The 20,330-nt window shown below is 73.5% G+C and carries 17 protein-coding genes, 1 tRNA gene and 1 pseudogene; 10 read left to right on the forward strand and 9 right to left on the reverse strand.

What is annotated here, in order from left to right; all coding sequences use genetic code 11:
• Positions 1-83 precede the first annotated feature (83 nt).
• Positions 84-626, reverse strand: a pseudogene (locus AB0N04_RS06315) (NUDIX hydrolase); the annotation flags it as partial.
• Positions 627-652: 26 nt separating this feature from the next.
• Positions 653-2,194, reverse strand: coding sequence for a zinc-dependent metalloprotease (locus AB0N04_RS06320; RefSeq protein ID WP_360204285.1), 1,542 nt, complete (start codon positions 2,192-2,194; stop codon positions 653-655).
• Between the two features lie 304 nt (positions 2,195-2,498).
• Between AB0N04_RS06320 and AB0N04_RS06325 the strand changes: the two genes are divergently transcribed.
• From AB0N04_RS06325 to AB0N04_RS06340, 4 genes are all read left to right on the forward strand, one after another.
• Positions 2,499-3,542 carry an NAD-dependent epimerase/dehydratase family protein gene (locus AB0N04_RS06325; protein ID WP_360204288.1) on the forward strand — a complete coding sequence of 348 codons (1,044 nt, stop codon included), beginning with the start codon at positions 2,499-2,501 and terminating at the stop codon, positions 3,540-3,542.
• A 166-nt stretch (positions 3,543-3,708) separates the two neighbouring features.
• The gene (locus AB0N04_RS06330) at positions 3,709-4,149 is read left to right on the forward strand and encodes a molybdenum cofactor biosynthesis protein MoaE (protein WP_360204290.1); all 441 of its coding nucleotides are present in this window, start codon (positions 3,709-3,711) and stop codon (positions 4,147-4,149) included.
• Positions 4,150-4,364: 215 nt separating this feature from the next.
• Positions 4,365-4,556 carry a hypothetical protein gene (locus AB0N04_RS06335; protein WP_360204293.1) on the forward strand — a complete coding sequence of 64 codons (192 nt, stop codon included), beginning with the start codon at positions 4,365-4,367 and terminating at the stop codon, positions 4,554-4,556.
• Between the two features lie 42 nt (positions 4,557-4,598).
• On the forward strand, positions 4,599-5,705 hold the full coding sequence (locus AB0N04_RS06340; RefSeq protein WP_360204296.1) for a PDZ domain-containing protein: 1,107 nt from the start codon (positions 4,599-4,601) through the stop codon (positions 5,703-5,705).
• A 30-nt stretch (positions 5,706-5,735) separates the two neighbouring features.
• Here AB0N04_RS06340 and AB0N04_RS06345 read toward each other — a convergent pair whose 3' ends face one another.
• Entirely contained in the window at positions 5,736-6,308 is a 573-nt protein-coding gene (locus AB0N04_RS06345; RefSeq protein WP_360204298.1) for a PPA1309 family protein, read from the reverse strand.
• Between the two features lie 170 nt (positions 6,309-6,478).
• On the opposite strand from AB0N04_RS06345, the gene AB0N04_RS06350 reads away from it, so the two are divergent.
• From AB0N04_RS06350 to AB0N04_RS06360, 3 genes are all read left to right on the forward strand, one after another.
• On the forward strand, positions 6,479-9,433 hold the full coding sequence (locus AB0N04_RS06350) for a UPF0182 family protein (RefSeq protein ID WP_360204301.1): 2,955 nt from the start codon (positions 6,479-6,481) through the stop codon (positions 9,431-9,433).
• Between the two features lie 64 nt (positions 9,434-9,497).
• Positions 9,498-9,571: transfer RNA gene (locus AB0N04_RS06355), tRNA-Met, on the forward strand.
• A gap of 356 nt (positions 9,572-9,927) precedes the next feature.
• On the forward strand, positions 9,928-11,901 hold the full coding sequence (locus tag AB0N04_RS06360; RefSeq protein WP_360204303.1) for a tetratricopeptide repeat protein: 1,974 nt from the start codon (positions 9,928-9,930) through the stop codon (positions 11,899-11,901).
• Between the two features lie 104 nt (positions 11,902-12,005).
• On the opposite strand, the gene AB0N04_RS06365 is transcribed toward AB0N04_RS06360, so the two are convergent.
• A complete protein-coding gene (locus AB0N04_RS06365) occupies positions 12,006-12,425 on the reverse strand; it encodes a Fur family transcriptional regulator (protein ID WP_360204306.1) in 420 nt (139 codons plus the stop codon).
• 103 nt (positions 12,426-12,528) lie between these two features.
• Between AB0N04_RS06365 and AB0N04_RS06370 the strand changes: the two genes are divergently transcribed.
• Positions 12,529-14,004, forward strand: coding sequence for a catalase (locus AB0N04_RS06370; RefSeq protein ID WP_360204309.1), 1,476 nt, complete (start codon positions 12,529-12,531; stop codon positions 14,002-14,004).
• 114 nt (positions 14,005-14,118) lie between these two features.
• Here AB0N04_RS06370 and hisN read toward each other — a convergent pair whose 3' ends face one another.
• The 5 genes from hisN to AB0N04_RS06395 form a co-directional block, all read right to left on the reverse strand.
• Positions 14,119-14,916, reverse strand: a complete 798-nt coding sequence (hisN, locus tag AB0N04_RS06375; RefSeq protein ID WP_360204312.1) for a histidinol-phosphatase — start codon at positions 14,914-14,916, stop codon at positions 14,119-14,121.
• A 97-nt stretch (positions 14,917-15,013) separates the two neighbouring features.
• Positions 15,014-15,337 carry a multidrug efflux SMR transporter gene (locus AB0N04_RS06380; RefSeq protein ID WP_360204315.1) on the reverse strand — a complete coding sequence of 108 codons (324 nt, stop codon included), beginning with the start codon at positions 15,335-15,337 and terminating at the stop codon, positions 15,014-15,016.
• Between the two features lie 129 nt (positions 15,338-15,466).
• Positions 15,467-16,522, reverse strand: a complete 1,056-nt coding sequence (rsgA, locus tag AB0N04_RS06385; RefSeq protein WP_360204318.1) for a ribosome small subunit-dependent GTPase A — start codon at positions 16,520-16,522, stop codon at positions 15,467-15,469.
• Between the two features lie 15 nt (positions 16,523-16,537).
• Complete coding sequence (aroA, locus tag AB0N04_RS06390; RefSeq protein ID WP_360204321.1) at positions 16,538-17,869, reverse strand: 3-phosphoshikimate 1-carboxyvinyltransferase; 1,332 nt, start codon at positions 17,867-17,869, stop codon at positions 16,538-16,540.
• Positions 17,870-17,959: 90 nt separating this feature from the next.
• Positions 17,960-18,688 carry a M50 family metallopeptidase gene (locus AB0N04_RS06395; RefSeq protein WP_360204323.1) on the reverse strand — a complete coding sequence of 243 codons (729 nt, stop codon included), beginning with the start codon at positions 18,686-18,688 and terminating at the stop codon, positions 17,960-17,962.
• A gap of 137 nt (positions 18,689-18,825) precedes the next feature.
• Between AB0N04_RS06395 and AB0N04_RS06400 the strand changes: the two genes are divergently transcribed.
• Positions 18,826-19,578, forward strand: a complete 753-nt coding sequence (locus tag AB0N04_RS06400; protein ID WP_360204326.1) for an SOS response-associated peptidase — start codon at positions 18,826-18,828, stop codon at positions 19,576-19,578.
• A 20-nt stretch (positions 19,579-19,598) separates the two neighbouring features.
• Complete coding sequence (locus AB0N04_RS06405) at positions 19,599-20,309, forward strand: alpha/beta family hydrolase (protein ID WP_360204329.1); 711 nt, start codon at positions 19,599-19,601, stop codon at positions 20,307-20,309.
• Positions 20,310-20,330 lie beyond the last annotated feature (21 nt).

Below are 20,330 nucleotides of genomic sequence, written 5' to 3' on the forward strand. Positions count from 1 at the left end.
TGCCGCGGTCCCGGTTCCGGAACGAGCCGCGCGACCCGGGCCCGCGAAAGAAGGTTCCCCGATGTTCGGCTACGCCCTGTCCGCCGCGCCCGCGCCACCAGGCCGCGCACCGAGTGGTCGCTCGGCTCCGGCAGGCGGTCGTAGTCGAACCAGCGCAGGTCCAGCGACTCCTCGCTGATCAGCTCCTGCGCGCCGGCCGGGGCCAGTGCGACGTACTGGACGTCCAGGTGGGTGTTCTCCGGCCGGTCCTTGCCGGCGCAGCGGACCTGGTGGCGGTCGAGCCTGACCGGCACCGGGGCGCCGTCGACCCGCAGCAGCACCAGGTCGGGGATGCCGGACTCCTCGACGGCCTCGCGCAGCGCGGCCGACGCGAGGTCGCCGTCGCCCGGCTCGCAGTGCCCGCCCATCTGCAGCCACCGGCCGACCTTGGGGTGCAGGGTCAGCAGCACCCGCCCGGCCGTCGGGTCGACGACGGCCGCGCTGGCCGTGACGTGCGCGGGCAGGCAGGAGCGGTAGAGGCCCTCGGGCTGCGCGGCGAGGTGCGCCAGGTAGTCCAGCCGCAGCTGCTCCTGGTCCGCGTCGGCGGGCCGCCAGCCGTTCAGGGTGCGGACGGCGTCCGCGTGCAGCGAGGCCGTCCCCGGTTCGGTGACCGTCACGCGGTGGGCCCGCCCTTCCCGTCGGTGCCGCCCTCGTCCTGCGTCGGCTCGTCGCCCTTGGTCAGGTCCGGCCTGGCGGCGGAGCCGCCCGCGGCGGCCTCGCCCAGCAGCTTGTCGATGGCGTCGAAGTCCAGGCCGCCCTCCAGCCCGGCGTCCCGGTGCACGAAGGCGTCCGGGTCGTCGAGGTCGGCGGCGGTGGGGAGCATGTCCGGGTGCTGCCACAGGGCGTCGCGGCCCTCGACGCCGCGCGCATCGGCGAGCAGCGCCCAGAGCCGGGCGGCGTCGCGCAGCCGGCGCGGGCGCAGCTCCAGGCCGACCAGGGTGGCGAAGGTCTGCTCGGCGGGGCCGCCGGCCGCACGGCGGCGGCGGACGGTCTCGCGCAGGGCGCCGGCCTGCGGCAGGTGCGGTTCGGCGGCGGCGTGGACGACGGCGTCGACCCAGCCCTCGAGCAGCGCGAGCGCGGTCTCCAGGCGGGCGAGCGCGGCCTTCTGCTCGGGGGTGTCCTCGGGCTGGAGCAGACCGCCGGCCAGTGCCTCCTGGAGTGCCTCCGGGTTGCTCGGGTCGAGCTGACCGACCAGCTCCTCCATGCGGGAGGTGTCGACCTTGATGCCGCGGGCGTAGGCCTCGACGGCGCCGAGCAGGTGGGCCCGCAGCCACGGCACGTGGGCGAAGAGCCGCTGGTGGGCGGCCTCGCGCAGGGCCAGGTAGAGCCGGACCTCGTCGGCGGGGACGTTGAGGCCCTCGCCGAACTCGGCGACGTTCTGCGGCAGCAGCGCGGCCTTGCCGGCCGGGGCCAGCGGCAGTCCGACGTCGGTGGAGCCGACCACCTCGGCGGCGAGGGCGCCGAGCGCCTGGCCGATCTGGGTGCCGAACATGGCGCCGCCCATGGAGCGCATCATGCCCATCAGCGGGCCGGCCATGGCCTGCATCTCCTCGGGCAGCACGCCGCCCATGGCGTTGCCGACCCGCTCGGCGACCGGGTCGACGAGGTCCTTCCAGACCGGGAGGGTGGCCTCGATCCACTCGGCGCGGCTCCAGGCGACGGCGGTGCCGGCGCCGGAGGGGAACTCGGTGACGCCGTCGAGCCAGAGGTCGGCCAGCCGGACGGCCTCGGCGACGGCCGAGCGCTCCGCGGCGCTGACCGAGCGGTCCTTGCTCTTGCCCTCGGCGGGCTCCGCGACGACGGTCTGCCGGGCGATGTTCTTGGCGAGGTCCCAGTTCACCGGGCCGCCCTCGAACGAGAGCATCTGCCCGAGCTGCTGGAACGCGGCGCCGAGGTCGTTGGGGTCGAGCCCGCCGAACATCGCGGCGAACGGGTTGTCGGCGCCGCCCGGTGCACCCGGCGCGCCGGGTGCACCGCCGGGCATGCCGAAGAGCGCGCCGAACGGGTTGCCGGCGCCGAAGCCGAAGGACTGCGGGCCGCTCTGGCCGGAGCCGCCGGCGCCCTGCTCCTTCTTCTTCTGCTCGTCGTCGGGCTTGGCCTTGCCGTCCTCGGGCTCCTCGGGCGGAACGCCGAATCCGAAGGGAAGGTCGCTCACGGGGTCCTCGATCCGGTCGGCCGTCATACGGGTGGGGCGGGATGTGCTGCCCGCCCGGGGCACCGGCGCAGTGGGGGTCGCGCGGGCGGCTCCGGGCGGTAGGCCCGCGCCGGGTGCACCGCGGGGCCTTCGCCTCGGGCAGGATGGACGTACGTGACACACGTCCGTACGCACATAAGCTAACCGTGGAGGATGGCCGGTGAGTTCCCCGCCTTCGGACGTTCGCTCTGGGCTGACCGGAGGAGAGGACGCCCCGGACACCACGGCGTCGCCGCCTCCAGCCTACGGCGGACGGCCGCTCACCGTGGCCGTCACGGGCGCCGCGGGCGTGCTCGGCGAGCGGGTCGCGGCCCGGCTGGTCGCCTCGCCGCACGTGCGCAGGGTCCTCGCGGTGGACGACCGCAGGGGCGAGGTCGCGGGCGTGCAGTGGCGGGTGCTGGACGTGCGGGACCCGGCGGTGGCCGAACGGCTGGCCGGGGTCGACGTCGTGGTGCACCTGGCGATGGACTTCGGCATGGAGTCGGACCCGCGCGCCCGCAGCGCCTACAACGTGCGCGGCGCGCAGACCGTGCTGACCGCCGCCGCGGCCGCCGGGGTGCACCGGGTGGTGCTCTGCACCTCCGCGATGGTCTACGGAGCGCTGGCCGACAACGAGGTGCCGCTGGCCGAGGACTCCGAGCTGCGGGCGACCGAGGAGGCCTCGCTGGTCGGGGACCTGCTGGAGATCGAGCGCCTGGCCCGCCGCGCGCCGCGGGCCCACCCGGGCCTGCAGGTGACGGTGCTGCGGCCGGCCGTGGTGGTGGGCCCCGGGGTGGACACCGTGCTGACCCGGCACTTCGAGGCGCCGCGGCTGCTGGTGGTGGCCGGTTCCCGCCCGTGCTGGCAGTTCTGCCACGTGGACGACCTGGCGGCGGCGCTGGAGTACGCGGCGCTGGGCCTGGTCGAGGGCGAGGTGACGGTCGGCTGCGACGGCTGGCTGGAGCAGGAGGACGTGGAGCAGCTGTCGGGGATCCGGCGGATGGAGCTGCCGGCCGCGCTGGCGCTCGGCACCGCGGCCCGGCTGCACCGGCTCGGCCTGACCCCGGCGCCGGCGGGCGACCTGGCCTACACGATGTACCCGTGGGTGGTGTCGGGCAGCCGGCTGCACGAGGCGGGCTGGCGCCCGCGGCACACCAACGAGCAGGTGCTGGCGGAGCTGCTGGAGCAGGTGTCGGGCAAGCACGCGGTGGCCGGCCGGCGGCTGGGCGGCAAGGAGGCGGCGACCAGTCTGGGCGCGGCCGGGGCGACGGTGGCGCTGGTCGGTACGGCGGCGCTGGTGCGCCGGGCCCGCAAGCGGCGCCGGTTCTGAGGCCGCCCGCGGGCCGACCGCGCCGGGCCGGGAGGGCCGGCCCGGCGGTGTGACGGCCGGCGGGCGAGGCAGTGGCGGGGCCCGAACTTCTCACGATGCGAAATCTCGGAATCGTGATGCGGAAGCCACTTGCCCAGGACCACCCGGAATGGGGAATCATGGGGTCATGTCCGAGAACCACGACCCCATCCGCCTGCTCGCCGTCCGCGACACCCCGCTCTCGCTCGACGAGGTGTACGAGGCGGTCGGCGACGACGCTGCCGGCGGCACGACCGTCTTCGTCGGGACGGTCCGTGACCACGACGGCGGCAAGTCCGTCACCGCGCTGGACTACAGCTGCCACCCCACCGCCGAGCAGGAGATGCGCCGCATCGCCGAGAAGGTCGTCGCCGACTTCCCGGTCAAGGCGCTCGTCGCGGTGCACCGGATCGGCCGGCTGGAGATCACCGACAAGGCGGTGATCGTCGCGGTGTCCTGCGCCCACCGGGGCGAGGCCTTCGCGGCGGCCCGCCGACTGATCGACGACCTGAAGCACGAGGTGCCGATCTGGAAGCACCAGGTCTTCGCCGACGGCGAGGAGGAGTGGGTGGGCGCGGGCGGCTGCTGACCCGGTCGTCGGCGGTGCGGCCGGAACCGGCCGCACACGCAGGACGTCCTCGGTGTCAGGCGCGCCGGGTCCTCACTCGAACGGGTCCGCGACGGCGTGTCGAATACTCCCTGGCAGTGAGCCGATCGGCCCTCCCGTAACCCGGACGGCGGTGATCGCGTTGTCCGCCGGAGTGGTTAATCTGCTCATAGACACGACGAGCTGGGAGTACTGACATGGGTGCGCTCGCCTGGCTGATCATTCCTGTTGTCGCCGTCCTGCTCGCCGCGGTCTGGGCGGGCTGGGCCCAGCGGGCCCCGCGGGCCACCGGGGACCCCGCCTCACTCGCCGAACACCGGCGCTTCATGGCCGCGATGGAACGCACCACCGCGGGCAGCGGCGCCCCCGGGGACGGCTCGGGCCGGTAGCCCGGGGGGCGCCCGCTCGCGCGCGTCCCGTACTGTCGAGGCATGCCACGCCGCTCCGCGACGATGCTCGCTGCCACCCTGCTGCTCATAGCGCTGCTCTGCGTCTCGGTGCTGATGAAGGTGCCGTACACGGAGATGAGCCCGGGGCCGACGTACAACACGCTCGGCAACCAGGGCGGCAAGCCGGTGATCACCATCACCGGGCGCGACTCGTACCCGACGACCGGGCACCTGAACATGACGACCGTTCAGGTCACCGGGGCCAAGTACGAGCCCAGCCTGGTCAACGCGGTGGTCGGCTGGCTGCGGGGCGACGTGATGGTGGTGCCGCACGACAACGTCTACCCGAAGGGGCAGACGGACGCCGACGCCAAGAAGCAGAACGCGGAGGAGTTCGCCTCCTCCGAGGACAGCGCCCGCACCGCGGCGCTCAACCAGCTGGGCATCCCGGTCGGCAACGAGCTGATCGTCAAGTCGGTCACCGCCGGCGCCCCGGCCGAGGGCAAGCTGCACGCGGGCGACCAGATCGTGTCCGTCGACGGTGCGCCGGTGACGGCCGTCGACCAGGTGGTGGCGGCGGTCACCAAGCACAAGCCCGGCGAGTCGGTGGTCTTCACCGTCGTGCCGCGGGTCAAGGACGCCGCGGGGGCCGGCGCCGCCGCCAGGGCGGACGTCGCCGTCCCCACCGTGAAGGCCAAGGACCTCGACCCGAAGGCGCCGGCCGAGCGGGCCGAGCTCGCGGTGGTCGGCATCGGCACCGGGATCCGGCACACCTACCCGTTCCAGATCGACATCGGCCTGCAGGACGTCGGCGGTCCCAGCGCCGGGCTGATGTTCTCGCTCGGCATCATCGACAAGCTCACCCCGGGCGGCGACCTCACCGGCGGCAAGTTCGTGGCCGGCACCGGCACCATCGACGACGACGGCAAGGTCGGCCCGATCGGCGGCATATCGATGAAGCTGATCGCCGCCCGGGAGGCCGGCGCCGAGTACTTCTTCACCCCGTCCTCGAACTGCGCCGAGGCGACCAAGGACATCCCGTCCGGGCTGACCCTGATCAAGACGGACACGCTGGACGGCGCGCTGAAGTCGCTGGAGCAGATCCGCTCCGGGCAGACCTCCGCGCTGCCGTCCTGCGCCGCCGGGTAACGGGCCGCCGGGCGGCCGGGGGCCGGGGCCTCAGGCGAAGGTCGCCAGCAGCGCCTTGGTCAGACCGGGCACCAGGTCCGGGCCGGTGAGCACCTCGCGCGCGCTGTCCTTGGAGCGCAGCCGCAGCGCGATCTCCTTCTTGCCGTCGCGCAGGACGGCGGCGGTGATCCGGACCTCCTCGCGCTTGGGGTGGTTGGCCACCCACTCGGCGAGCTGGGCGTCGCTGGCGTTGCGCGGGCGGGACTGCTCGGCGCCGGGCGGCAGCATCATCCGCTCGACGACCAGGGCGCAGCCGGCCACCGCGTCGGGCCAGGCGATGGTGCCGAGGAACTTGTCCAGCTCCATGCCGGCCGGCAGTTCGTCCTGCTCGACCGGGGTGAGGCCGGCCGCGTCGTCGTCGCCGAGGCCGAGCTGGGCGGCGATCTTCGGGTCGGCCCTGCGCAGGGCGGTGCTGTCCACCAGGGCGAACAGCCGGGCCGGGAGGTCCCAGCCGAGGGTGGCGGCGTACTCGTCGATCTCCAGCGCGGCCCGGGTGAGCGGGGTCGCGGCGGGGAGCTTGGAGACGTCGTCGGGGGAGTTGAGTGCATCGGGCGCGTCGGACATGCCCCAATCCTCACACGTCGGGGGCGCCGGCGGTGCCGGGAGCGGCCGGGCCGGGGGAGGCCGGAGTAACCGTCTGCTAACGGTGGGAACTCGACCAAAGCCTGGTTAAGTTTCCCTGAAGACCGATCGACTCCAGACCACACAGCCGAGGTGCCACCGTGGTATTCCAGATGCCGGAACGCTCAGGGCCGGGATTCCGGCGCAGGGTAGGCCCTCCCTCGCGGCGCGCGCGGGTCGCCCTGCTGACGCTGGGCGTGCTCGCGGTGCTGTTCCTGCTGTTCGTCATGTTCGCCGGCTTCTGGACGGACTGGCTCTGGTTCAAGTCGGTCGGCTACTCCTCGGTGTTCACCACCCAGCTGTGGACGAAGGCCGGCCTGTTCGCGGTGTTCGGCCTGCTGATGGCGGTGATCGTCGGCTTCAACGTCTGGCTGGCGCACCGGCTGCGGCCGCCGCTGTCGGCGATGTCGGTCGAGCAGCAGAGCCTGGACCGCTACCGCTCCGGCCTGGCGCCGTTCAAGCGCTGGGCGCTGATCGGCGTCTCGCTGGTGATCGGCCTGGTGGCGGGCGCCGCGGCGTCCGGCCAGTGGCGGACCTGGCTGATGTGGACGAACGCGACGTCCTTCGGCGAGAAGGACGCGCAGTTCGGCATGGACGTCTCGTTCTACGCCTTCTCCCTGCCGTTCTACGAGTTCCTGCTGGGCTTCGCGTTCAGCGCCGTGATCGTCTCGCTGCTGACCTCGGCGCTGGTGCACTACCTCTACGGCGGGCTGCGGCTGCAGGGCCCGGGCCGGCGCGCGAGCGCGGGCGCGCAGGGGCACCTGGCGGTGCTGCTCGGCGTGTTCGTGCTGCTGAAGGCGGCGGCGTACTGGCTGGACCGGTACGCGCTGGCGGTGAAGACCGGCTCCTACAAGGGGGTCTCCGGCTGGACCGGCCTGCGCTACGTGGACGCCAACGCCTTCCTGCCGGCCAAGACCATCCTCTTCTTCGTCGCGATCATCTGCGCGGTGCTGTTCTTCCTGACCCCGGTGCGCCGCACCTGGGCGCCGGCCCTGATCGGGCTCGGGCTCATGGTGCTGTCGGCGGTGCTGATCGGCGGGCTGTACCCGGCGATCGTGCAGCAGTTCCAGGTCAAGCCGAACGAGCAGGCCAAGGAGACGCCGTACATCCAGAAGAACATCGACGCCACGCGGCAGGCGTACGGGATCGCGGACGCGCAGACCTCCCAGTACAGCCCGCAGGGGTCGACCACCGCGGAGGCGCTCAAGCCGGACGCGCAGACCATCGCGGACATCCGCCTGCTGGACCCGAACATCGTCTCGCCGACCTTCCAGTCGATCGAGCAGCAGCGCAGCTACTACGCGTTCCCGAACACCCTGGACGTGGACCGCTACGGCGCCGGCACCGGCAAGCAGGACACCGTGATCGGCCTGCGCGAGCTCGACCTCAACGGCGTGCAGCGCAACTGGATCAACGACCACTTCAAGTACACCCACGGCTACGGCGCGGTCGTCGCCAAGGGCAACCAGGTCAACGACAAGGGCCAGCCGGTGTTCACCGAGTCCGGCCTGCCGGCCACCGGTGCGCTGGGCGACTACCAGCAGCGGATCTACTACGGCGAGAAGACCACCTCGTACTCGATCGTCGGCGGCTCGAACCAGGAGATCGACTACACCACCGAGACCGGCGAGAACAAGCAGTACCAGTACACCGGTGACAGCGGGGTCTCGCTGGACAACCCGATCACCCGGGCCGCGTACGCGGTGCGCTTCGCCGAGCCGCAGATCCTCTACGCGGGGGCGATCACCGACGGCGCGAAGGTGATCTACAACCGGACGCCGAAGGAGCGGGTCGAGAAGGTCGCCCCGTGGCTGTCGATCGACGCCGACCCGTACCCGGTGGTGCAGGACGGCAAGGTGGTCTGGGTGCTGGACGGCTACACCACCTCGGACGGCTACCCGTTCTCCTCGAAGACGACGCTGGGCACCGCCACCAAGGACTCGCTGACCAACCAGCGCGGTGAGCTGCTGACCGTCGCCAACCAGGTCAACTACATCCGCAACTCGGTCAAGGCCACGGTGGACGCCTACACCGGCGAGGTGAAGCTCTACCAGTGGGACGAGCAGGACCCGGTGCTGAGGACCTGGATGAAGGCCTTCCCGGGCAGCGTCGAGCCGAAGGCCGACATCCCGGCGGACCTGCTGCCGCACCTGCGCTACCCGCAGGACATGTTCAAGGTCCAGCGCGACCTGCTCGGCCAGTACCACGTGACCGACTCCAACTCCTTCTTCAACGGCAGCGACATCTGGCAGGTCCCGGTGGACCCGACCAGCGACACCAAGCAGGTCCAGCCGCCGTACTACCTGACGGTGCGGATGCCCGACCCGGCGGTCACCTCGGCGAGCTTCTCGCTGACCTCCACCTTCGTGCCCAACGGCCGGGACAACCTGGCGGCCTTCATGGCGGTCAACGCAGACCCGGGCCCGGACTACGGGAAGATCCGGATCCTCAAGATCCCCGGCGACAGCAAGACGCTCGGCCCCAACCTGGTGCAGTCGCAGTTCAACTCCCGGCAGGAGGTGGCGCAGCAGATCACCCTGCTGAAGAGCGGCGGGGACTCCGACCTGGAGTACGGCAACCTGCTCACCCTCCCGGTCGGCGGCGGACTGCTCAACGTCGAGCCGGTCTACGTGCGCGGACGCGGCGCCAAGTACCCGACGCTGCAGAAGGTCCTGGCGGTGTACGGGAACGACAACGTGGCGTTCGAGAACACCCTGGAGGACGCCCTCAAGAAGGTGTTCGCCGGATCGGCCCCGCCGACCACCCCGACCGCGCCGTCCACCCCGGGCACCCCGACCGGCCCGTCGACGCCGACGCCCACCGCCCCGGCCACCCCGGCCCCGGGCGGGACGATCTCGCCCGAGCTGCAGAAGGCGCTCTCGGACGCGGAGAAGGCGTACAACGACAGCCAGACCGCGTTCAAGAACGGCGACTGGGTGGCGTACGGCAACGCCCAGAAGGCGCTCGGCGACGCCCTGAAGGCGGCCGAGGCCGCCCGCGGCACCGGCTCGCCGGCGGCCCCGTCCGCGGCGGCGACCCCCGGCGGATCGGCGAGCCCGCACCCGTAGCCCGCTGAGCTGCGACAACCGATTCCGACTCCACCCCGTGCCCGTGCTATGGTTTAACCACCGACGCGGGGTGGAGCAGCTCGGTAGCTCGCTGGGCTCATAACCCAGAGGTCGCAGGTTCAAATCCTGTCCCCGCTACTCAGTGCCAGAGGCCCGGAGGATCCTTCCTCCGGGCCTCTGGTGTTTCCGCTCCCAAGCGGTGGGAACCGCTCCGGTACTATCGACCGTCGCCAACGAGGACGGCTCAGGGGTTTGTGGGGTTGAAGTGTCGGGAAATCGACAAAGCGCCGAAGCAATTTCGTCGGCTTCGAGTCGACCCCGCCCGAATTCGGCCGGGGCAGGTGTACGCGGTTAGCGGGTGATGCGACGATGGGACACACGGGGGACGGTACGCGGCTGCTGATCAGCCGTCGGGTCCGGCGCCTCCCCTGGGGGTCCCCCCGGCCGCGGGCCGGGGCACGATGCCGCGACACTCTGGGGGAGCGGGAGTCGGCATGAGGCTGATCGGCAAGAACGGGTCAGGCACCAAGTCCGCCGCGGCCACCGAGGCGGACACCGACGCCTGGGCGGAGAGCCCCGAGAGCCGCCCCGGAGCCCTCCCCGCCCAGCGCACCAGCGGTCTGACCGAACGTCCGCCGGTCGGCGGCTCCGGCCCCGACAGCCTCGTCCACGTGTCCGCCCGTCAGTTCGCCGCCGCCGTCGGTCCCTACGGCCCGGACGCCGACACCGACGGCTCCGGCGCCGCCGCGCTCGACCCGGCCGGCCTGGACACCACCAGCTTCGAGTCCGCCCTGGCCGCCCGAGAGAGCGCCGCGCTGGAGGCCCGGCACCGCCAGGCCGCCGACGACGGCGACCCGGACGCCGCCTGCCGGCTCGGGACCCTGCTGCTGCGCCGCGGCGACCTCGAGGACGCCGAGTCCTACCTGCGCGCCGCCGCGGCCGCCGGCCTGCGCGCCGCCGCCAACAACCTCGGCGTGCTGCTCCACCAGCAGGGCCACCGGGCCGAGGCCGCCCAGTGGTGGCGCCAGGCCGCGGTGGCCGGCAGCGCGCCCGCCGCGCACGCGCTCGGGCTCCAGCTGCGCGACCAGGGCGAGGAGGAGGCCGCCGAGTACTGGCTGCACTTCGCCGCCGACCACGGCCACCCGCTCGGCGCCTACGCCCTGGGCGACCTGATGGAGCACCGGCGCGACGTGCGCGCCGAACGCTGGTTCAAGGTCTCCGCGGACGCCGGGCACCGCGAGGCCGCCTACCGGCTCGCCCGGATGCGCGAGGCGGCCGGGGACAAGGAGACCGCCGAGACCTGGTACCGCACCGCGGCCGCCCGCAGCCACGCCCGGGCCGCACTGCGCCTGGGCGTGCTGCTGGAGGAGCGCTCCGGCGACGACCAGGCCCTGCTGGAGGAGGCCGCCCGCTGGTACCGGCAGTCCGCGCAGAACGGCGAGCCGCGGGCGGCCTGCGCCCTGGGCTTCCTGCTGCGCGACTCCGGGGACACCGGCGCGGCCGCCGAGTGGTGGCAGGAGGCCGCCGAGGCCGGCGACGGCAACGCCGCCAACGCGCTCGGCGCCCTGCACGCGGGGCGCGGCGAGGCCAAGAAGGCCGAGCACTGGTACCGCACCGCCCTGGACGCGGGCGACCAGAACGGCGCGTTCAACCTCGGCCTGCTCTGCGCCGGCACCGGCCGCGACCAGCAGGCCGAGCAGTGGTACCGCCGGGCCGCGTACGCCGGTCACCGGGAGGCCTGCAACGCGCTGGCCGTCGTGCTGCTGCAGCGCGGTGACGAGTCGGGCGCCGAACCGTGGTTCTCCAAGGCCGCCGAGGCCGGCAGCGTGGACGGCGCCTTCAACCTCGGCGTGCTGCACGCCGGGCGCGGCGAGCAGCGGCAGGCCCAGGAGTGGTACGCGCGCGCCGCCGCGGAGGGGCACGGCGAGGCCGCGCTCCAGCTGGCCGTCGTCCAGGAGCAGCGCGGCAACCTGGCCGGCGCCCTGGAGCGCTACCGGCAGGCCGCGGCCGGGGGATCGGCGGAGGGTGCCTTCCGGCTGGCCTCGGTGCTGGACCGCCGCGGCGACGCCGACACCGAGGCCGAGCACTGGTACGCCGTCGCGGCGGACGCCGGGCACCGGCGGGCGCAGGTGCGGATGGGCGTGCGGGCGGCCGAGCGCGGCGCGCTGGAGATCGCCGAGAGCTGGTACCGGCGGGCCGCCGAGGCCGGCAGCCGCAGTGCGGCGTTCAACCTGGGGCTGCTGCTGGCCCGGCAGGACCGCGAGGCGCAGGCGATGCTCTGGTACACCCGGGCCGCCGACGCCGGGCACGGCCGGGCGGCGCTGCGGCTGGCCCTGCTGGCGCTGCGCCGGGGCGAGCCGGTGCAGGCGGAGAACTGGTGCCGCCGGGCGGCCGACTACGGGCCGGCCGAGGTGGCCGAGCGGGCCGGGCGCCTGCTGGGCGCGCTGCACGCGGAGCTGAGCGCGTAGGGCGGGTCGGGCGTGCCCCGGGGTCACCGGGGTCTCACCGGGGTGGGTCCGTCCGGGATTCTTCGTCGAGGTCTCGCCTTGCCCGCGGGGGTCGCCGGGCCGTGTTACGGGCCGGCGGTGCAGTCAGGGCAGAGGCCGCGGTAGGTGATCTCGGCGGCCGTGACGGTGAAGCCGAAGCGCTCCCCGGCGGGCAGCGCCTCCAGCGGGTCGCCGTGCGGGTGGACGTCGCGGATCGCGCCGCAGCCGGAGCAGAGCAGGTGCTGGTGGGCGCGGTGGGCGTTGGGGTCGTAGCGCTTGGCGCGGCCGTCGGTGGCGACCTCCAGGACCTCGCCGAGGCAGACCAGTTCACCGAGGGTGTTGTAGACGGTCGCGCGGCTGATCTCGGGCAGCCGGGCCACCGCGCGCGCGTGCACCTCGTCCGCGGTGAGGTGCACGTGGTCGCCGTCGAGGACCTCGGCCACGACCCGGCGCTGTGAGGTCAGCCGCCAGCCGCGTCCGCGAAGTCGTTCCAGCAGGTCGCTCATGGGCCCAGAGTAAGTCACGATCCGAGATTGGTTCCAGTGTTGACTTGGACAAAGTCCAAGTTAGGATCGAGTCGTCACGACCGGACACCGCGGAGGCACCCCCATGACGACCCAGGACGAGCTGCGCCCCACCCTCACCACGGAGGCGGGTGCCCCCGTCGCCGACAACCAGAACACCGAGACCGCCGGCATCGGCGGCCCGGCACTCATCCAGGACCAGCTGCTCTTCGAGAAGCTCGCGCACTTCAACCGCGAGCGGATCCCGGAGCGCGTCGTGCACGCCCGCGGTGCGGCGGCCTACGGCACCTTCACCGTCACCGCCGACGTGACGGCCCACACCCGGGCCGCGTTCCTCTCCGAGATCGGCAAGCAGACCGAGGTCTTCCTGCGCTTCTCCACCGTCGCCGGCAACCTCGGCTCCGCCGACGCCGTCCGCGACCCGCGCGGCTTCGCGCTGAAGTTCTACACCGAGGAGGGCAACTACGACCTCGTCGGCAACAACACCCCGGTGTTCTTCATCAAGGACGCCGTGAAGTTCCCGGACTTCATCCACACCCAGAAGCGCGACCCGTACACCGGCTCCCAGGAGGCGGACAACGTCTGGGACTTCTGGGGCCTGTCGCCCGAGTCCACCCACCAGGTGACCTGGCTGTTCGGCGACCGCGGCATCCCCGCCACCTACCGCCACCTCAACGGCTACGGCTCGCACACCTACCAGTGGCAGAACGAGGCCGGCGAGCACTTCTGGGTCAAGTACCACTTCAAGACCGACCAGGGCATCCGCAACCTCACCCAGGACGAGGCCAACCGCCTCGCCGGCGAGGACCCGGACAGCCACCAGCGCGACCTGCGCGAGTCCATCGAGCGCGGCGAGTACCCGACCTGGACCGTCCAGGTGCAGATCATGCCGGCGGCCGACGCGGCGAACTACCGCTTCAACCCCTTCGACCTCACCAAGGTCTGGCCGCACGCCGACTACCCGCCGATCGAGATCGGCAAGCTGGAGCTCAACCGCAACCCCGAGAACGTCTTCGCCGAGGTCGAGCAGTCGATCTTCTCCCCGGCGCACTTCGTGCCCGGCATCGGCCCGTCCCCGGACAAGATGCTCCAGGGCCGCCTGTTCGCCTACGCGGACGCCCACCGCTACCGCGTCGGCATCAACGCCGACCACCTGCCGGTGAACCGCCCGCACGCCACCGAGGCGCGCACCAACGGCCGCGACGGCCACCTCTACGACGGCCGCCACGGCCGGCAGAAGAACTACGAGCCGAACAGCTTCGGCGGCCCGGTCCAGACCGGCCGCCCGCTGTGGGCCGCCACCGCCGTCACCGGCGCCACCGGCAACCACGTCGCGCCCTCGCACGCCGAGGACGACGACTTCGTGCAGGCCGGGAACCTGTACCGGCTGTTCTCGGAGGACGAGAAGCAGCGGCTGATCGCCAACCTGGCCGGCTTCATCGCCAAGGTCTCCGCCGACCGCGAGGACATCGTCGAGCGGGCGGTCGACAACTTCCGCAAGGCCGACGCCGACTACGGGCAGCGGCTGGAGGCGGCCGTCCGGGAGCTGCGCAAGCAGTAGCCCGGCGCGCGCCCCGATGAGCAGCGGGCCCCGTGACCAGATGACTGGTCACGGGGCCCGCACCAGTTCCGGGGCCGCCCGCTCGCCGGAGAACGGGGCCCGGGGCGGCCGGGGTCAGACGCTCAGGCGGCGCAGGGTCTCGTCGTGGAGGATGCCGTTGCTGGCGACGGCGTCCGCGCCGCCGGGGCCGGGGACGCCGTCCAGACCGGTGAAGCGGCCGCCGGCCTCCTCGACGATGATGCAGTTGGCGGCCATGTCCCAGAGCGAGAGCTCGGGCTCGGCGGCGATGTCGACCGCCCCCTCGGCCACCATCATGTAGGACCAGAAGTCGCCGTAGGCGCGGGTGCGCCAGCAGGCGCGGGTGAGGTCCAGGAAGGGGTCGAGGCGTCCGCGCTCCTCCCAGCCGGTGAGCGAGGAGTAGGAGAAGGAGGCGTCCTCGATCCGGGAGACGCCGGAGACGTGGATCCGGGAGGCCTTGGTCAGGCTGCGGCCGGCGAAGGCGCCGAGGTCCTTGGCCGCCCACCAGCGGCGCTGCAGCGCGGGGGCGGACACGATGCCGACGACCGGGCGCTCGACGCCGTCCGGGCCGTCCTCCAGCAGGGCGATCAGGGTGGCCCAGACCGGGACGCCGCGGATGTAGTTCTTGGTGCCGTCGATCGGGTCGATCACCCAGCGGCGGGGGCCGGAGCCCTGCAGGCCGAACTCCTCGCCGAGCACCGCGTCGCGCGGGCGGGCGCGCTGCAGCACGCCGCGGACGAGTTCCTCGGCGGCCTTGTCGGCGTCGCTGACGGGGGTGAGGTCCGGCTTGGTCTCGACGGTGAGGTCGAGGGCGCGGAAGCGCTCCAGGGTGACCGAGTCGGCCGAGTCGGCGAGGACGTGGGCGAGTCGGAGATCGTCGTGGTAGTCGGCCATGTCCGAAACCCTAGCGAGCCCGCCGGGATCGGCACAGCCGGGCTCGCGGAGCGGGACGGGGCGGTCCACGGGCCCGTCGGGGCGTGCCCCGCGGACCTCAGTGCGCGGTGCCGCTGAGCTGGAGGCCGATGACGCCGGCGATCACCAGGGAGATCGAGACCAGCTTCAGCACCGAGGTGGTCTCGTCCAGGAAGACCATGCCGTAGACGGCGGTGCCGGCCGCGCCGATGCCGGTCCACACGGCGTAGGCGGGTCCGACCGGCAGGCTCTTCAGGGAGAGGGTGAGCAGGCCGAAGCTGCTCAGGGCGAACACGCAGAAGCTGATGGTGGGCCAGAGCTTGGTGAATCCCTCGCTGAGCTTGAGGTTGATCGCGAAGCCGGTCTCCAGCAGGCCGGCCAGGATCACCAGGGCCCATGCCATCGCGTGCCCTCCCTGTCGATCGACGGGTCGGACCGCACTGTGGCCCGACTTTCCTATGATCACCAGGCTGGCGCGGTCCGACACCTCGAACGGTGGGGAAACCCGGGGGCGGCGGGGCCGCCGGCCGGGTCAGTCGCCCTCGCGGGCCTCCTTGCTGGAGAGCAGCCGGCGCAGCGAGTAGAGCCGGGCGCCCTCGGCGTGGCCGTCGGCGACCCAGGCGTCGAGCGCGCAGTCCGGCTCGTCGTGGCTGCAGGCACGGGGGCACTCGACGGTGCCGGGCTCCAGGTCGGGGAACGCGTGGATGACCCGGGACGGGGCGATGTGCGAGAGGCCGAAGGACCGGAACCCCGGGGTGTCGATCACCCAGCCCGGGTCCAGCGCCTTCCGGGACCCGGGCTTGGCGCCGGGCGGCGGGGGCAGCCGCAGGGCCAGGGCCGAGGTGGTGGTGTGCCGGCCGCGGCCGGTGACGGCGTTGACGTGGCCGGTCTGCCGCTGGCGGTCCGGGACGAGGGCGTTGACCAGGGTGGTCTTGCCGACGCCGGAGTGCCCGATGAACACCGTGGAACGCCCGCGCAGGTGCTCGCGGACGGCCTCGGCGCCGGTGGTCCCCAGCTCGTCCCGGCGGGTGACCACGTAGTCGATGCCGAGCGGCGCGTAGGCCTCCAGCAGCGGCTCGGCCGGGGCCAGGTCGGACTTGGTGAGCACCAGCAGCGGGTCCATGCCCGCGTCGTAGGCGGCCACCAGGCAGCGGTCGATCAGCCGGGGCCGCGGCTCCGGGTCGGCGAGCGCGGTGACGATGGCCAGCTGCCCGGCGTTGGCGACGACGATCCGCTCGTACGGGTCGTCGTCGTCCGCGGTGCGCCGCAGGACGGAACTGCGGTCCTCGACCCGGACGATCCGGGCGAGCGTGTCGGCGTCCCCGGAGAGGTCGCCGACCAGGTTGACGACGTCGCCGACGACGACGCCCTTGCGGCCCAGCTCGCGGGCCTTCATGGCGACGACCTCGCGCTCCTGCTTGGTGCCCGGGTCGACCAGGCAGGTCAGCCGGCCGCGGTCGACGGTCAGCACCATCGCCTCGGCGGCGTCGTCGTGCTTGGGCCGGATCCGGGTCCGCGGCCGGGAACCGCGGCGTGCGGGGCGGTTGCGGATGTCGTCCTCGTCGGCGTCCTTGCCGTAGCGGCGCATGTGCTCAGTCTCCGATCAGGCGTCCGCCACCGCTTCGCCGAGCAGTTCCGCCCACATCCGCGGGAAGTCGGGCAGGGTCTTGGCGGTGGTGGCCACGTTCTCCACCTCGACGCCGGGCACGGCGAGGCCGACCACCGCGGCGGCGGTGGCCAGGCGGTGGTCCTCGTAGGTGTGGAAGATCCCGCCGTGCAGTGCGCGGGGGCGGATCCGCAGGCCGTCCTCGGTCTCGGTGACGTCGCCGCCGAGGTCGTTGATCTCCTTGGCCAGGGCGGCCAGCCGGTCCGTCTCGTGCAGCCGCAGGTGGGCGATGCCGTAGAGGTGCGACTCGGAGTCGGCCAGCGCGGCGACGGCGGCGATCACCGGGGTGAGCTCGCCGACGTCGTGCAGGTCCGCCTCGATGCCGTGGATCCGGCCGGTTCCGGTGAACTGCAGGCCCTCGTCGGTGAACTCGCAGGCGCCACCCATCCGGGTGTAGATCTCGCGCAGCTGGTCGCCGGGCTGGGTGGTGTGCTTCGGCCAGTCGCGCACGGTGACGCGGCCGCCGGTGACCAGGGCGGCGGCGAAGAACGGCGCGGCGTTGGAGAGGTCCGGCTCGACCACCAGGTCGCGGCCGATCAGGGCGCCGGGGGTGACCCGCCAGACGTCCTTCTCACCGCCGTCCTCGGGGGCGTCGACCTGCACGCCGGCCAGGCGCAGCATCTCGACGGTCATCCGGATGTGCGGCAGCGACGGCACCGGGCCGCCGACGTGCCGGACCTCGACGCCCTGGTTGTAGCGGGCGCCGGACAGCAGCAGGGCCGAGACGAACTGCGAGGACGAGGAGGCGTCCAGCTCGACCGGGCCGCCGTCCAGCGCGCCGGTGCCGTGCACGGTGAGCGGGAAGGCGCCGCGGCCGCCGTCGTCGATCCGGGCGCCGAGCGCGCGCAGGGCGTTGATCACGCCGTGCTGGGGGCGCTCGTAGCTGCGCGGGTCGCCGTCGAAGTGCACCGGGCCGTCGGCGAGGACGGCGAGCGGGGGCAGGAAGCGCATCACGGTGCCGGCGTTGCCGACGTCGATCGAGGCGGGGCCGCGCAGCGCCGGGGTCGGGATGACCCGCCAGGCCTCGCCGCCGCCGGTGCCGCCGGAGTCGTTGTTGACCCGCTCCTCGATGCCGACGCCGAGGGCCCGCAGGCCGTCGGCCATCAGCTGGGAGTCGCGGCTGCGCAGCGGGCGGCGCACCCAGCCGGGCTCGTCGGCGAGCGCCGCCAGCACCAGGGCTCGGTTGGTGACCGACTTGGAGCCGGGGATGGTGACGGTGGCGTCAACGGGGGTGGTCGCGACGGGGGCGGGCCACAGGGTCTCGGTCATGGGGGCCAGTTTAGGGGCCGTACCGGAACGGCCCCCGTGACGGCCGGATGCTGAGAGCCGCCGCCGGGCGCGTCCGGGCCCCGTCCGCGGCTACAGCGGAGCCAGCAGCCAGCTGGCGCCGAGGGCGAGGCTGGCGAGGGCGGTGAGCAGGAAGACGGTGATCCACGCCAGCCCGGGGACGTGGGTGAGGCGGGCGAGCTGGTCGGCGTCGGAGTCGCGGGCCCAGCCGGTGCGGCGCTGGTGCTGGAGTTCGAGGACCGGGCGGACGGCGCCGAACAGCAGGAACCAGCAGCCGAGGTAGGCGAAGCCGGCCTGCACCTCGGCGCTGCCGAACCAGGACACCAGGAAGAAGGCGCCGCCGGCGACCAGCACGGTGAACAGGCCGAAGGCGTTGCGGATGCGCACCAGCAGGGCGAGCAGCAGGACGACGGCCAGCCAGAGCAGCAGGGTGGTCCGCCCGGCGGAGAGCAGGGCGGCGCAGCCGAGGCCGAGCAGGGCGGGGGCGGTGTAGCCGGCGGCGGCGGTGAGGATCATGCCGGGGCCGGTGGGGCGGCCGTAGGAGAGGGTGAGGCCGGAGGTGTCGGAGTGCAGCCGGATGCCGGCCAGCCGGCGGCCGGTGAGCAGGGCGGCGAGGCCGTGGCCGCCCTCGTGGGCGATGGTCACGGCGTTGCGGGTGACGTGCCAGAGCGGGCGGGCGAGGACGGCGAGCAGGGCGGCGCCGGCCGTGGCGAGGACCAGCCAGCCGGGCGGGCCGGGCTGGGTGCCGGTGACCTGGTCCCACAGTTCGCCGAGGTTCCGGTCGGTCGGGTGAGGGCTCATCGTTCTTCTCCGCCTCCGTTCGCTGCGTTGGGCCGTTCGGGGCAGCCTCCCATGCGGGGACGGTCGGGCGGGAGCGGGTGGTTCTGTCCGTGGGATGAGGAAGTGGTGAGCGTGGCGGGCATGGCAAGCTGACCGGCATGTGCGGTCGCTTCGCAGCCAGCAGCAAGCCCGAGGACGTCGTCGAGATCTTCGGTGTCGAGCAGTGGGACCCGGCGGAGACGCTGGCGGCCAACTGGAACGTGGCGCCGACGAACAGCGCCTTCGTGGTCCTGGAGCGGGTGCCGAAGGGCCGGGAGCGGCCGGTGCGGCAGCTGCGGGTGCTGCGCTGGGGGCTGGTGCCGCAGTGGTCGAGGTCGGCCGAGACGGCGGTGAAGATGATCAACGCTCGTTCGGACACGGTGCACGAGAAGCCCTCGTACCGGCAGGCCTTCGCCTCCCGCCGGTGCATCGTGCCGGTGGACGGCTACTACGAGTGGCAGACGGTGCCGGGCGAGCGCGGCAAGGCGCGCAAGAAGCCGTACTTCGTCTCCCGGGCGGACGGCACCCCGCTGGCGCTGGCCGGGCTGTACGAGTTCTGGCGCGACCGGACGGTGCCGCCGGACCACCCGGCGGCCTGGCTGGTGACCTTCACCATCGTCACCACCGACGCCGAGGAGTCGCTGGCGCCGATCCACGAGCGGATGCCGCTCTTCCTCGACCCGGCGTCCCACGGCGAGTGGCTGGACCCGGGGCTGACCGACCCGGACGCGCTGCAGCGGCTGCTGATACCCCCGCCGCCCGGCGAGCTGCTGGCCACGCCGGTCTCCCCGGCGGTCGGCAGCATCCGCAACAACGGCCCGGAGCTCAAGGAGCCGTGGGCCGAGGCCGAGTACGAGACCACCCTGTTCTGAACCGGCTGGAGTGCCCGAGGATGACCCGCGAACCCGCCCCCACCGAACCCGTTCCCACCGGGACCGACCCCACCGAACCCGTTCCCACCGGATCCGTCCCGACCGAGCTGGTCGCGACCGGGGCCGGCGACGCCCGGATCCGCTACCACCGGGCCGCCGCGCCGCGGGCGCTGCTGGCGCTCGGGCACGGCGCGGGCGGCGGGGTCGAGGCCCGGGACCTGGTCGCGCTGGCCGAGGCACTGCCGCCGCGCGGGATCACCGTGGCGCTGGTCGAGCAGCCCTGGCGGGTGGCAGGGAAGCGGCTCGGCCCGGCACCGCGCACGCTGGACCTCGGCTGGACGCCGGTCGCCGAGCGGCTGGCCGGTCAGGGCCTGCCGCTGGTGGTCGGGGGGCGCAGCGCCGGGGCGCGGGTGGCCTGCCGGACGGGCGCGGCCACCGGGGCGGTGGGGGTGGTGGCGCTGGCGTTCCCGCTGCACCCGCCGGGCCGGCCGGAGAAGAGCCGGGCGGAGGAGCTGCTGGAGTCGGGGCTGCCCACGCTGGTGGTGCAGAGCGCGGCGGACCCGTTCGGTGGTCCGGTGGAGTTCCCGGAGCTGCCGGCGGGGCACGAGCTGGTGGCGGTGCCGTACGGCAGCCACGGCTTCGAGGTGCCGAAGCGGGCGCCGGTCGGGCAGGACGAGGTGCTGGAGCTGATCTGCCGGGCGGTCGGGGACTGGGTGCTGGCGCTGCTCTGAGGCAGGGGGCACCGGGGGCGG

The sequence above is a fragment of the Kitasatospora sp. NPDC051702 genome (assembly GCF_040681575.1).
In the GTDB taxonomy this organism is placed as follows: Bacteria; Actinomycetota; Actinomycetes; order Streptomycetales; family Streptomycetaceae; genus Kitasatospora.